The sequence below is a fragment of the Roseofilum halophilum BLCC-M91 genome, assembly GCF_030068445.1.
Classification (GTDB): domain Bacteria; phylum Cyanobacteriota; class Cyanobacteriia; order Cyanobacteriales; family Desertifilaceae; genus Roseofilum; species Roseofilum halophilum.
In genome coordinates this window covers 1-12,699 of the sequence record NZ_JAQPOK010000091.1, presented here as the reverse complement: position 1 = coordinate 12,699, position 12,699 = coordinate 1, and the positions used below count along the sequence as shown (strand labels likewise).

Below are 12,699 nucleotides of genomic sequence, written 5' to 3'. Positions count from 1 at the left end.
GAGCGTCTCGCTCCCTAGGGAAGCAGCGAGCAAGATGCTTGCACTCCTGAACACCTTGGATATTTTGGAGTGGGAGCGTCTCGCTCCCTAGGGTTAAGCAGCGAGCAAGATGCTTGCACTCCTGAACACCTTGGATATTTTGGAGTGGGAGCGTCTCGCTCCCTAGGGAAGCAGCGAGCAAGATGCTTGCACTCCTGAACACCTTGGATATTTTGGAGTGGGAGCGTCTCGCTCCCTAGGGAAGCAGCGAGCAAGATGCTCGCACTCCTGAACACCTTGGATATTTTGGAGTGGGAGCGTCTCGCTCCCTAGGGTTAAGCAGCGAGCAAGATGCTCGCACTCCTGAACACCTTGGATATTTTGGAGTGGGAGCGTCTCGCTCCCTAGACTTTTAAACTCCCTTATCTTAAAAAGGGATATGATGATGGGCAATGACTGAAACGGTTGTACTGAGCGGCTTATCATTTGCCATTACCGATTACCCTTCTGCCCATTACCAGCGCTATGCGCTATCGTTAAACCTCTTGAAGATTAACCGGCCTAATCACTGTGAATATTCCGAGTAACATTATTACCTTAATCGCTGGTATTTTCTTAACTCTGATCAGCCTCTGGTTTGGTCAACATCATGGTTTAATGCCCGTTGCTGCTTCCGAGGAAGCCCCCTGGATCGACGGACTTTTTAATACTATGATGACCATTTCTATTGGTCTATTTTTGCTGGTTCAGGGCATCCTCATCTTTTCGATCATTAAGTTCCGTCAACGGCCAGGCGATGAAACCGATGGCCCCCCTATCGAAGGCAATATTCCCCTAGAAATCGTCTGGACAGCTATTCCGGCCATGATTGTTTTAGGCTTAGGGGTTTATAGTTTCGATGTGTATACCAATATGGGTGGACTCGATCCCATGGCTTCCCATGACCATGGTCAAGAGGTAGCTCATATGCAGGGAGCGGCACTAGCCGCCCCCCTGTCGGAAGAAGCTCCAACTCTAGAAAAAGGCGATCGCCGCGTGGCGATCGGTATCGGCGCAGATCCCAAAGACATCGGCAAATCTGCCGATCTAGTGGTTGACGTTCTCGGCCTGCAATATGCCTGGATTTTCACCTATCCAGAGACCGGCATTGTTAGCGGAGAACTGCACATGCCTGTAGGCCGGGATGTGCAATTAAACATCAAAGCTGCTGACGTGATCCACTCCCTGTGGATACCTCAATTCCGCGTCAAACAAGATGCTATCCCCGGCCGGGAAACCCAACTGCGACTGCGGCCCAGGGAAATGGGAACCTATCCCGTTGTCTGCGCTGAACTGTGCGGTTCATACCATGGAGGAATGAGAAGCACTACCATCGTTGAATCGGCAGAAGACTTTGACCAGTGGGTGAATGAGCAAATCGCCTCAGCCGATGGAGAACCTCTAGGAACCCCAGTTGCCAATCTCTCCTCCGAGGAATACCTCGCGCCCTATACCCAAGAAATGGGTATTGATGGGGACATTCTGGACACGGTGACACGGGGACGCGGAGATACGGTGACAGGGAGACGCAAAGACGTGGGGAAATGACCCATTGCCTTTTGCCTACTCCCTATTACCAATTACCCATTACCAATTACCCATTATCTATGACACAACCACAAGAATCAGCCGCTATGGAAGCTTATCGCCCCAGTTGGCGAGATTTCTTAAGCTTCAGCACCGACCACAAAATAATCGGGATGCAATACCTGATTACTTCCTTTGTCTTCTACATTCTAGGAGGACTCCTAGCTGTTGGTATCCGTACCGAACTAGCAACCCCAGAAGTCGATTTTGTCAGCCGCGAACTCTATAACGGTTTGTTTACGGTTCATGGAACCGTAATGATTTTCCTTTGGATTGTCCCTGCTGGAGCCGGTTTAGCCAACTATCTGATTCCTTTGATGATTGGGGCTAAGGATATGGCCTTTCCTAGGCTCAATGCGGTAGCTTTCTGGCTCATTGTTCCAGGGGGCATCCTGCTGATGTCGAGTTTCTTTGTGGGCGCTCCTGGAGCAGGCTGGACTTCCTATCCTCCCTTAAGCACCACTGGCGATAAGGCGGGGGAATTTATTTGGATTATCAGTGTGCTGTTGTTGGGAACCTCTTCAATTTTAGGGGGCATCAACTTCATGACCACGATTGTAAACATGAGAATGCCGGGTATGGGGATTTATGATATGCCCTTATTTTGCTGGGCAACGGTCTCGGTTTCTATCTTGATTTTGATGTCTACTCCGGTTTTAGCGGGGGCACTGGTACTGTTAGCCTTTGACTTGATGGCGGGGACTTCGTTCTTTAATCCTACCGGTGGCGGCGATCCGATTGTCTATCAGCACTTATTCTGGTTTTATTCCCATCCGGCGGTGTACATCATGATTGTGCCCCTGTTTGGGGTGATTTCGGAAATCATACCGGTACATTCGCGCAAGCCGATCTTTGGGTATAAGGCGATCGCCTACTCCAGTCTGGTAATCAGTTTCCTGGGCTTGATTGTTTGGGCACACCATATGTTTACCAGTGGCACTCCCGGCTGGTTACGGATGTTCTTCATGGTTGCCACCATGATTATCGCCGTCCCCACCGGAATCAAAGTCTTTAGCTGGATCGCCACCCTTTGGGGCGGAAAAATTCGCCTCAATAGCGCCATGCTCTTTGCCCTCGGCTTTGTATCCCTGTTCGTAGTGGGTGGCTTAAGCGGCATCATGTTAGCCTCTGCCCCCTTTGATATCCACGTTCACGACACCTATTTTGTCGTGGCTCACCTGCACTATGTCCTCTTTGGTGGTAGCGTGTTCGGCATTTATGGCGCAATTTACCACTGGTTCCCCAAAATGACGGGCAGAATGCTCAATGAAACTTGGGGTAAAGTGCATTTTGTCTTAACTTTCCTTGGCTTTAACCTCTGCTTCCTCCCCATGCACTGGTTAGGTTTACAAGGAATGCCCCGTCGGGTAGCTGAATACGATCCTCAATTTGCCACTGTTAATATGGTGTGTACCGTGGGTTCTATCCTGCTGGCCATTTCTACTTTGCCCTTCCTAATTAATGCCGTTTGGAGTTGGTTAGCGGGTTCCATGGCTCCGGCGAATCCCTGGAATGCCTTAACCCTAGAATGGTTAACCGCTTCTCCTCCCCCGGTGGAGAACTTCTTAGAACCCCCAATTCTTTGGTCTGGCCCCTATGATTATGGGATTGATACGGAAGCCTCGGAAGAGGAGAAATCGGTGGATGAGTTGTTAGCGGAGATGAAACCATCGTAAAAAATGGGGGGATGGGGGAGTGGGGGGACACGGGGACACGGAGACGCGGAGACGCGGAGAAGTTAATTCCCCATTCCCCTATTCCCTATTCCCTGTTCCCCATTTCCTATTCCCTAACTAATTGGAGATATTTTGTATGCAAAGTTCTGCTGAAGCGACATCAACTGTAATGGGATATGCCGAAGAAACCCATGGCGTATCCCATCATGAAGAGCATCCGGATCATCGCATCTTTGGGATTTTGATGTTCCTGATTGCGGAATCGATGATCTTTTTAGGGTTATTTGCCGCTTATCTGACGTTTAAGCTGACCTCACCGGACTGGCAACCGGAAGGCACAGAACTGGAATTGCTTTTACCTGGCATTAATACGATTATTCTGATTTCCAGTAGTTTTGTGATTCATAAGGCTGGAGATGCGATTAAGAATAAGGGCGATGAAAAGGGTCTCAGGCTGTGGTTTGGAATTACTGCCCTGATGGGAATTGTGTTTCTGATCGGACAGTTGTATGAGTATTTTCATCTCAGTTTTGGCTTAACCGATAATGTGTTTGCGAGTACGTTCTATGTGCTGACGGGCTTCCATGGTTTGCATGTTTTGTTCGGATTGGTGCTAATTTTGGGAGTATTGTGGCGATCGCGGGTTTCGGGTCACTATTCCCAAGAGTCCCATTTTGGTGTAGAAGCGGCCGAGATTTACTGGCACTTCGTTGATGTGGTCTGGATTGTCCTTTTTACCCTGTTGTATCTGTTGTAATTAGGGTTCAATCCATTCCTTGTCAGATTTGAGAAAGCGGGTTTCTACCAGAAATCCGCTTTGCCGCACCTAGGGAAAATCTTAAACTTAATGAAACTCAATCTATATTGGGGTAATTCTGGATTACAAAGAGTGGATAGACCTTTACTTCAAATCACCTCTATAGCATGACACAACCAACGATTGAATCGATCCTGAAAGAAAAACGTCAATTCCATCCCTCAGCAGAATTTGCCCAAAACGCCCAGGTTAAAAGCCTAGAAGAGTATCAGCAGCTCTGTGAAAAAGCCAAAGCTGACCCCCAAGGGTTCTGGGCAGAACTGGCAGAACAGGAATTAGATTGGTTTGAGAAGTGGGATCAAGTCTTGGACTGGCAACCTCCCTTTGCCAAGTGGTTTGTGGGGGGCAAAATTAATATCTCTTATAACTGTCTCGATCGCCACTTGAAAACCTGGCGCAAAAATAAAGCCGCCCTCATTTGGGAAGGAGAACCGGGAGACTCGCGCACCCTCACCTACGCCCAACTGCATCGGGAAGTGTGCCAAATGGCGAATGTTTTGAAACAGTTAGGGGTGCAAAAAGGCGATCGCGTCGGCATCTATATGCCCATGATCCCGGAAGCGGCGATCGCCCTCTTAGCCTGCGCTCGCATTGGCGCACCCCATACCGTCATTTTTGGCGGCTTTAGTGCCGAAGCCCTGAAAGACCGCCTTCTAGACGCAGAAGCTAAACTGGTGATCACCGCCGATGGTGGATGGCGTAAAGATAATATTGTGCCCCTGAAGCCCCAGGTGGATAAGGCGATCGCCGATAATGCCGTCCCCTCCGTCGATAACGTGCTAGTCGTCCAACGCACCAACCAACAAGTTCACATGGAACCGGGGCGCGACCACTGGTGGCACGACCTACAAGCCGGAGTTTCCGCCCATTGTCCAGCCGAGGCCATGGACAGCGAAGACATGCTCTTCATCCTCTACACCTCCGGAACCACCGGCAAACCCAAGGGCGTGGTTCACACCACCGGCGGCTATAACCTCTATACCCACATGACCCTAAAATGGGCCTTCGACCTGCAAGAAACCGATGTTTATTGGTGTACGGCGGATGTGGGCTGGATTACCGGCCACAGCTATATTGTTTATGGCCCCCTCTCCAATGGAGCCACCACCGTCATGTATGAAGGGGCCCCCCGTGGCTCTAACCCCGGTTGCTTGTGGGATGTGGTGGAAAAATATGGCGTAACCATTTTCTATACTGCGCCTACCGCCATTCGCGCCTTCATCAAAATGGGAGAACATCACCCCAACGCTCGCGATCTCTCCTCCCTGCGGATTTTAGGCACAGTCGGCGAACCCATTAACCCAGAGGCTTGGATGTGGTATCACCGCATTATCGGCCATGAAAACTGCCCCATTGTCGATACTTGGTGGCAAACGGAAACCGGCGGCTTTATGCTCACCCCCCTACCCGGAGCGATTCCCACCAAACCCGGTTCAGCCACCCTACCCTTCCCCGGTATTTTGGCTGATGTCGTAGATCTAGAAGGGAACCCGGTAGAGGATAATCAGGGGGGCTATTTGGTGGTGCTACATCCCTGGCCGAGTATGATGCGAACGGTTTATGGCGATCCCGATCGCTTCCGTCGCACCTATTGGGAACATATTCCCCCCAAAGATGGGCAATATCTTTATTTTGCGGGCGATGGAGCGCGTAAGGATGAGGATGGCTATTACTGGGTCATGGGCCGGGTCGATGATGTGGTAAATGTTTCTGGACACCGGTTAGGAACCATGGAAATTGAATCCGCCCTGGTTTCCCATCCTTCAGTAGCTGAAGCAGCAGTCGTCGGGAAACCGGATGAACTCAAAGGGGAAGATGTCGTGGCTTTTGTTACGCTAGAAGGAACCTATAGTGGTTCAGAAGCCCTAGAAAAAGAGTTAAAGCAGCATGTGGTGGCTGAAATTGGGGCGATCGCCCGTCCGGGAGAAATTCGCTTTACCGATGCTTTGCCGAAAACGCGATCGGGTAAAATTATGCGTCGCTTGCTGCGATCGCTAGCGGGAGGCCAAGAAATTGCCGGGGATACCTCCACCTTAGAAGACCGTAGCGTACTCGACAAACTGCGCGAAGATAGTTGAGCGACAAGGCGGGTTATCTCCAATGGGGGAACCCGCCCCAACACCATCATTTTTAATGTTTAATGTTTAATTTTTAATTGATATGCGTGTGGTGTTATGTGGATACTATGGCCAGGGAAATGCTGGAGATGAAGCCCTGTTGGTGACCCTATTACAGATGTTACCGGACAATGTGACTCCTGTGGTGTTGTCGGCCAACTGCGAGGAAACGCAGCAACAGTATGGGGTGGAAACCTGCTCTCGCACTTCGATCTGGGATCTCTGGCGCACTTTAGCCTCTGCGGATGGGTTTATCTGGGGGGGAGGTAGTTTAATTCAAGATGTTACCAGTTGGCGATCGCCCCTTTATTATTTTGCCCTGATGGCCCTAGCGCAACGGATGGGCAAAATCACCCTGGCTTGGGGACAAGGGATCGGCCCCTTAAATGCTGCTCTGACTCGCCGACTGGCGCGATCGCTTTTCCGGGGATGTACGGCGGTCAGTGTGCGCGATCGCCAGGGAGCGCAACTCTTAACCGATTGGAATATTCCCCATATCCTGGCTCCCGATCCGGTTTGGGCCTTAGATCCTCTCCCCGTTGAAGGTCTAGATCGTTTACCCCATCCCAGAATTGCGGTGGTGTTGCGTCCCCATCCCCAACTGACAGCCGATCGATTGCAAACCCTGACACAAGCCCTGATTGAGCTACAACAGCGCACCCAAAGTTATCTTTTATTATTACCCTTCCAGCCCAAGAGTGATTTAGACATTGCCCAAAGACTCCATCAAGCGCTCCCCAAGGTGAGCGAAATTTGGATCGGCGATAAAGGGACTCATGGCTGGCGCGATACTCCTTCGGAGTCGCTACCCAATCGCCCAGAACAGTATAAAAGTATCTTTAGTCAAGTAGAAATGGCGATCGCCATGCGACTCCACGGTTTAATCATGGCTGCTGGGGTGGCATGTCCCTGCTTTGCCCTCAGCTACGATCCCAAAGTCACCCAACTGATGGAGCAATTTAATCTTCCCGGTTGGGAACTCGACCAGCTCCCAGAAAACCCCAGCCAAATTAGTCAAACTTGGATCGAGTTCTACCAGCATCGGCAACCCCTAACTCCTGCACAACTTGAAGGCATCCGCAGCCAAACCATGGAACATCAACAGCTCCTACATCGTTATCTATCGCCCAACTGTAAGAAGGACTCTTAAATGATACAGCGCTTCGCGCGGTAATGGGTAATGGGTAATGGGAAAACCATTTTTTACGCTATGCGTGCCCATTCTTCAGGCTTTTCATGGGACAACACTCTCAAGGAACATTTCGATTACTGTACCTCATAACATCGAAAAACGCTGTATCAAGTCCGGTTTCCGCAAGCGGACATGAAAATGAGTTATAGCGCTTCGCGCGGTAATAGGTAATAGGTAATGGGTAATAGGTAGTCAGGTTGTAGAATGGGATCGCGCCTTGCTATAGCTTTGATATCGAACAAGCGGGCAAGATGCCATTTTCCAGTATTTGTAAACACTATAGAGCGCAGCGCTATAAACTAGCGGGCAAGATGCCCGCACTCCCTCAATTATTTGATATTACTGGAGTGTGAGCATCTTGCTCCCTACATTTTTAATTATGGTATTCTCCCTCAATTATTTGATAATACTGGAGTGTGAGCATCTTGCTCCCTACATTTTTAATTATGGTATTCTCCCTCAATTATTTGATATTACTGGAGTGGGAGCATCTTGCTCCCTACATTTTTAATTATGGTATTCAAGCGGATTTGATATGAGTTTAAATCAGTTGCTCAAGGGCACATTTTCGACCGATTTGACTGAATTGGGGAGGATCTTCTCCGGTTTTCTCAGCTTCATCAATCAGTTGTTCATAGTCACCATAACTAAACTCAGCTTGAAACTGAGTTAGCACGCATTGACATAATGGTTCTATCAAATCTGGGGGTAAAAACTGGGCTGTTTGTTGCTGACAATTGTCTAGAATATCAGTCACGGCTTGTTCGGGATAAACCGGATCGACAGAGGTAGACTGCGCTCTAGCCATGGGAGTCATCAACATTCCCAAACCCACCCAACCGATCAGGGCGAACCATCTCATTGTGCAAGAATCGATCATCATTATTGTCCTTCGAGCCTAAATTGATTAGAATAACTCAGAAATGTAAAAACAGTGACTTGAAATTGGTTTAGCTAAAGCCTAGAACCGCTTGTCACTTCTACACAAGGTTCACCCTGACAGGGATTGACTTCAACCAACACATGGGAAAGGGAAGACATGGGTTGTAGGAGCGTTTTATAATATTCCGGTTTTTGCGGATAGTGGGTAACGACGGAAATCGTGGCGGCTAAATGCTCTTCGCTCAAATTCCAAACATGCAAATCAACGACCCGATTATCGGCATCGTGTTCAATGCGATGAATAATATCGAGCTTGGTTTGTTTATCGATCGCCCCATCCAACAATAGGGCACTCGTTTCTCGCAAGAGATTATAAGACCATTTGCTAATCACCATGGCTCCAACTATACCCATAGCTGCATCCATCGAGATCCAACCCAGAAACTTACCTGCAAACAGAGCCAAAATCGCCAAAATGGAGGTTAAAGCATCGGCTAAGACATGGAAATAGGCAGCACGAAGATTATGATCGTGATGGTGATGGCGATCGTGATGATGATCCTCATGATGATGATCGTGATGATCCTCTAATAACAGAGCGCTGACCAAATTCACCACCAAACCAATCACCGCCACAATAATCGCCTCATTAAACTGAATCGCTTCCGGTTGCAACAAACGACCGATGGACTCCACCACCATCACACAAGCCACCACTGCCAGAGCTACCGCACTGGCAAACCCTCCCAGGGTGCTAACTTTACCCGTGCCAAAGGTATATTTGGGGTCATTGGCATGATGACGAGCGTATTGATAGGCAAACAAGGTAATGCCAAAGGCAGCAATATGGGTCGCCATATGCCAGCCATCGGCGAGTAGAGCCATGGAACCAAAGATCGTACCGGCGACAATCTCAGCAACCATGGTGACAGCAGTCAGAGCGATCACGATGCGGGTTTTTTGTTCAGCTCCATGGCGATCCACTAAGAAATTATGGGAATGTTGCCATTCTTCTAGATTATGAATATGCATGGGGAATTTGGGAATTGGGGAATGGGGGAATTGGGGAATTGGGGAATTTGGGAATTGGGGAATTGGGGAATTTGGGAATTTGGGAATTTGGGAATTCGGGAATGGGGGAATTCGGGAATTTGGGAATTTGGGAATTGGGGGAATTTGGGAATTTGGGAATGGGGGAATGGGGGAATTCGGGAATTCGGGAATTGGGGATAGGGAGCGAGACGCTCCCACTACTTCATAACCCATTAACTGGACTTGATAGGGTTGCCCAGTTTTGACTTAATGACTCAACTTAATAGTCTACCAATTCGGCTCGCAATCCAGCATTGCGGACTAACTCCAGCCTATCTTGGGCTTCTTCCACCGTGGCAAATGCACCCACTTGAAGCACCGATCGCCCTTGGTAAGAACTGCGAAAGGCATCCGGGACTACTGATTTAACCCGGTTTTGCTCTTGAGTAGAGGAAGCATAAACAATCACCCGATAGCGCAAACCCAAGGCAGAAGCCACGCTTGTCGGGGGAGGGGGAGGACTTCCCGGCACACTGGCACGGTTGGGAATGCGATCGGCATAGCTGTTATCTCCCAAGGGAATATCCACATTGGGAACCGGCAGGGGTTCTAAGTTCGGGACTTGAGAGGTTACCGAAGAGCTACGGTTTGGCGGAGGAAGGGGAGATTGCCGAGGGGCAGGAGGCGCAGGAAGGGGGGTACTCGATTGGGGAGGGGGTACGGGGATGGGAATCGGTGCAGGGTTAGGCGAGGTGTTCGTTGGCGGAGGAGCAACGGGACTCGAAGGAGTGGGAAGCAGAGAGGGAGGAGAAACTCGACGCGGGGTTTCTGGAGCGGGTTGAATCAGCGCAGCCGTTCCTTGGAAGTCCAGACGACCCACAATACGGCGGGTAATCAGTTGATTTCCGTAGACGGGAATGGTGTTTTTTGCACCTTGGGCATTAATGTCATATTCACCGTTATTGCGGAATTGATTATTACCGGGTTCGTTGGCTGTACCGAGATTGGGTTGGGATTCAGAGATGGCTACCAACCCGTTGCGTTGGTTATTTTCGATGCGATTTTCCCGTAAAATCGGCGTAGCTTTGGCTTGTACCACTACACCATCGCGATTATTGATAATTTGATTGTTGACAATTAGAGGGGTGGCATTCTGATTGATATTAATCCCAAAACCCGTATTATCAAAGACATTATCCCGGACTTCCGGATTTGATGTGCCATAGATCGTAATCCCATTGGCTCCATTGCGGGTAAAGTGGTTACTGCGAATGACGGAGCCACTTCTTCCGGTGATGGAGATGCCATCATGGACATTGCCGGTAAACGTATTATCGGCGACGACTAAGGAACTCGATTCTATCCATAATCCATAGCCGCGCCCATTGGGGTTGGTTACCGTTACCCCAGCCAGAGCCGCATCGTTGGCTCCCAGAAGCGTAATATTTTGTCGGGCAAAGGTGGGACTGATGAAGCGTCCTCCCCCTTGAATAATTGTGTTTTCTCCTTTATTGTCCGGGTTACCGACTACAATCACATTCGGTTTGAGTTGAATGGGAAACACTTCCCCGGTTTGCTGAGAATAGGTTCCCGGAGCGAGTTGAATCACACTGTTGGGCGAAGCCATGCGTAAGGTGTGGGTTAAGGTGCGATAGGGCGCTTGAGCTGTGCCATTTCCCGATCGATCGTTTCCGGTTTGGGGATTCACCCATAGGGTTGGTCGTTCGGTGGAGACTTCTGAGGGAGTTTGAGCGATCGCCTCAGAAGCGATCGCGGGTTTGGGGAAAATCGCCGCACTCAAGCTCAGAGTCAGCAGGGTGAATAGAACTGTACTGGAGTTAAGGATCGTTCTGTTCAAAGGAACCTCTCTGGTGGTAAGGGGATGAGGACAGTTAAGAGTTGCACATTATGGTATCACCTAAGTCTATGGGAGTATAGATTTAGGGGATAGGCATTTTTGAATGCTTACGCGGCGATCGGGTTCCCATCAGGGGGAGTGGGGGATGGGGGGAGGGGAAAAACCTTGGTATGATAACAGGTCGGGTGATTAAAAATAGAGAACTATGAAACAGGGACAGAAAACTCGCGTGGGGGCGATCGGGGGGGGACAGTTAGCTTGGATGATGGCTCTGGAAGCTGAAGCATTGGGTCTAGAATTGATTGTGCAAACCCCGAAATCGAGCGATCCTGCCGTCTCTAGAGCTTCGGAGGTCATTTTTGGGGCGATCGCCGATGCGACCACTACAGAGCAATTAGCGCAGCGCTGTGATGCGATCACGTTTGAAAATGAGTTTATTGATTTAGATGCCCTTGCGCCTCTAGAGCAGTCTGGGATCTGTTTTCGTCCCCGTTTATCTGCCCTTAAACCCCTATTGGATAAATACGATCAGCGCTGTTTTCTGCGAGATTTAGGAATTCCGGTTCCCTGGTTTCAGAGCATAGATTGGCATCATCAGCCAGAAAATTTGCCCTTTCCCGTGGTTTTGAAGACCCGAAGACAGGGATATGATGGGCAAGGAACCCTGATTTTAAAAGATCGAGAACAGTTTAATCAAGCGGCGAAAACCTTTGCTGATGTCCCGGTTTTAGTAGAAGAATTTGTGCCCTTTGAGCGCGAATTAGCAGTAATGGCGGCGCGGTTTTCCTCCGGGGAAGTTGTGGTGTATCCGGTCGTCGAAAGTCAACAGATTAATCAGGTCTGTCGGTGGGTTTTGGTTCCCGCAGAGGTAGAAGAAACGGTGCAGAAAAAGGTTAATCAAATGGCTCAGACATTGCTGAATGAGTTAGAGGTCGTGGGCATTTTTGGCATTGAGTTTTTCTTAACTCCAGATGGGCAAGTTTTAGTGAATGAAATTGCGCCGCGTACCCATAATTCTGGTCATTTTAGCTTAGATGCTTGTCAGACTTCCCAGTTTGCCCAACATCTGCGAGCAGTGGCCGATTTACCGGTGGGCGATCCCAGTTTGAAGTGTGGGGGAGCGGTGATGGTGAATTTATTGGGGTATGAAGATTCGGAGAGCGAATATTTAGACCAACGGGAGGCTATTGCCCAAATTCCAGGGAGTCATGTGCATTGGTATGGAAAGCCAGAAGTTAGGCCAGGGCGCAAGTTAGGCCATGTTACCGTCTGTACGGATAGCACAAAACGGGAGCAGTTGGTGGCGATCGCCCAGAAAATTGAATCGATTTGGTATCCAGGATAAAAATCTCTAATTACCCCTAGCCGCCAACAGGAATTTGGCTTACAAATCGCAATACAGCGTTTTTCGATGTTATGAGGTACAGTAATCGAAATGTTCCTTGAGAGTGTTGTCCCATGAAAAGCCTGAAGAATGGGCACTCTAGCGTAAAAAATGGTTTTCCCATTACCCATTACCC

The 12,699-nt window shown here is 49.3% G+C and carries 11 protein-coding genes; 8 read left to right on the top strand and 3 right to left on the bottom strand.

The window, feature by feature from the left end:
* The first annotated feature begins 431 nt into the window (after window positions 1-431).
* From PJF56_RS12755 to csaB, 6 genes are all read left to right on the top strand, one after another.
* Window positions 432-566 (top strand): hypothetical protein, encoded by a 135-nt coding sequence (locus PJF56_RS12755; protein WP_283763059.1) that lies wholly within the window; start codon window positions 432-434, stop codon window positions 564-566.
* Window positions 550-1,566 carry a cytochrome c oxidase subunit II gene (locus PJF56_RS12750; protein WP_283763058.1) on the top strand — a complete coding sequence of 339 codons (1,017 nt, stop codon included), beginning with the start codon at window positions 550-552 and terminating at the stop codon, window positions 1,564-1,566. Before PJF56_RS12755 ends, PJF56_RS12750 begins: the two co-directional genes overlap by 17 nt.
* Window positions 1,567-1,625: 59 nt before the next feature.
* Entirely contained in the window at window positions 1,626-3,281 is a 1,656-nt protein-coding gene (gene ctaD, locus PJF56_RS12745; protein ID WP_283763057.1) for a cytochrome c oxidase subunit I, read from the top strand.
* A gap of 136 nt (window positions 3,282-3,417) precedes the next feature.
* Window positions 3,418-4,038, top strand: coding sequence for a cytochrome c oxidase subunit 3 (locus tag PJF56_RS12740; protein ID WP_430540885.1), 621 nt, complete (start codon window positions 3,418-3,420; stop codon window positions 4,036-4,038).
* A 167-nt stretch (window positions 4,039-4,205) separates the two neighbouring features.
* A complete protein-coding gene (gene acs, locus PJF56_RS12735; protein WP_283763056.1) occupies window positions 4,206-6,176 on the top strand; it encodes an acetate--CoA ligase in 1,971 nt (656 codons plus the stop codon).
* A gap of 82 nt (window positions 6,177-6,258) precedes the next feature.
* Window positions 6,259-7,365, top strand: a complete 1,107-nt coding sequence (gene csaB, locus PJF56_RS12730) for a polysaccharide pyruvyl transferase CsaB (RefSeq protein ID WP_283763055.1) — start codon at window positions 6,259-6,261, stop codon at window positions 7,363-7,365.
* A gap of 583 nt (window positions 7,366-7,948) precedes the next feature.
* Here csaB and PJF56_RS12725 read toward each other — a convergent pair.
* A complete protein-coding gene (locus tag PJF56_RS12725; protein ID WP_283763054.1) occupies window positions 7,949-8,269 on the bottom strand; it encodes a hypothetical protein in 321 nt (106 codons plus the stop codon).
* A gap of 92 nt (window positions 8,270-8,361) precedes the next feature.
* Window positions 8,362-9,321: a CDF family Co(II)/Ni(II) efflux transporter DmeF gene (dmeF, locus tag PJF56_RS12720; RefSeq protein ID WP_283763053.1), complete on the bottom strand. Its 960-nt coding sequence runs from the start codon at window positions 9,319-9,321 to the stop codon at window positions 8,362-8,364.
* Between dmeF and PJF56_RS12715 the strand changes: the two genes are divergently transcribed.
* Window positions 9,310-9,522 (top strand): hypothetical protein, encoded by a 213-nt coding sequence (locus tag PJF56_RS12715; protein ID WP_283763052.1) that lies wholly within the window; start codon window positions 9,310-9,312, stop codon window positions 9,520-9,522. The genes dmeF and PJF56_RS12715 overlap by 12 nt on opposite strands.
* 79 nt (window positions 9,523-9,601) lie before the next feature.
* Here PJF56_RS12715 and PJF56_RS12710 read toward each other — a convergent pair whose 3' ends face one another.
* Window positions 9,602-11,179: a DUF1565 domain-containing protein gene (locus tag PJF56_RS12710; RefSeq protein ID WP_283763051.1), complete on the bottom strand. Its 1,578-nt coding sequence runs from the start codon at window positions 11,177-11,179 to the stop codon at window positions 9,602-9,604.
* A 205-nt stretch (window positions 11,180-11,384) separates the two neighbouring features.
* Between PJF56_RS12710 and PJF56_RS12705 the strand changes: the two genes are divergently transcribed.
* Entirely contained in the window at window positions 11,385-12,524 is a 1,140-nt protein-coding gene (locus PJF56_RS12705; protein WP_283763050.1) for a 5-(carboxyamino)imidazole ribonucleotide synthase, read from the top strand.
* Window positions 12,525-12,699 lie beyond the last annotated feature (175 nt).

Coding starts and splice junctions, on each gene's coding strand:
- PJF56_RS12755 (WP_283763059.1), top strand. CDS start 432: ATGACTGAAACGGTTGTACTGAGCGGCTTATCATTTGCCATTACCGAT.
- ctaD (WP_283763057.1), top strand. CDS start 1,626: ATGACACAACCACAAGAATCAGCCGCTATGGAAGCTTATCGCCCCAGT.
- PJF56_RS12740 (WP_430540885.1), top strand. CDS start 3,418: ATGCAAAGTTCTGCTGAAGCGACATCAACTGTAATGGGATATGCCGAA.
- acs (WP_283763056.1), top strand. CDS start 4,206: ATGACACAACCAACGATTGAATCGATCCTGAAAGAAAAACGTCAATTC.
- csaB (WP_283763055.1), top strand. CDS start 6,259: ATGCGTGTGGTGTTATGTGGATACTATGGCCAGGGAAATGCTGGAGAT.
- PJF56_RS12725 (WP_283763054.1), bottom strand. CDS start 8,269: ATGAGATGGTTCGCCCTGATCGGTTGGGTGGGTTTGGGAATGTTGATG.
- PJF56_RS12715 (WP_283763052.1), top strand. CDS start 9,310: ATGAATATGCATGGGGAATTTGGGAATTGGGGAATGGGGGAATTGGGG.
- dmeF (WP_283763053.1), bottom strand. CDS start 9,321: ATGCATATTCATAATCTAGAAGAATGGCAACATTCCCATAATTTCTTA.
- PJF56_RS12705 (WP_283763050.1), top strand. CDS start 11,385: ATGAAACAGGGACAGAAAACTCGCGTGGGGGCGATCGGGGGGGGACAG.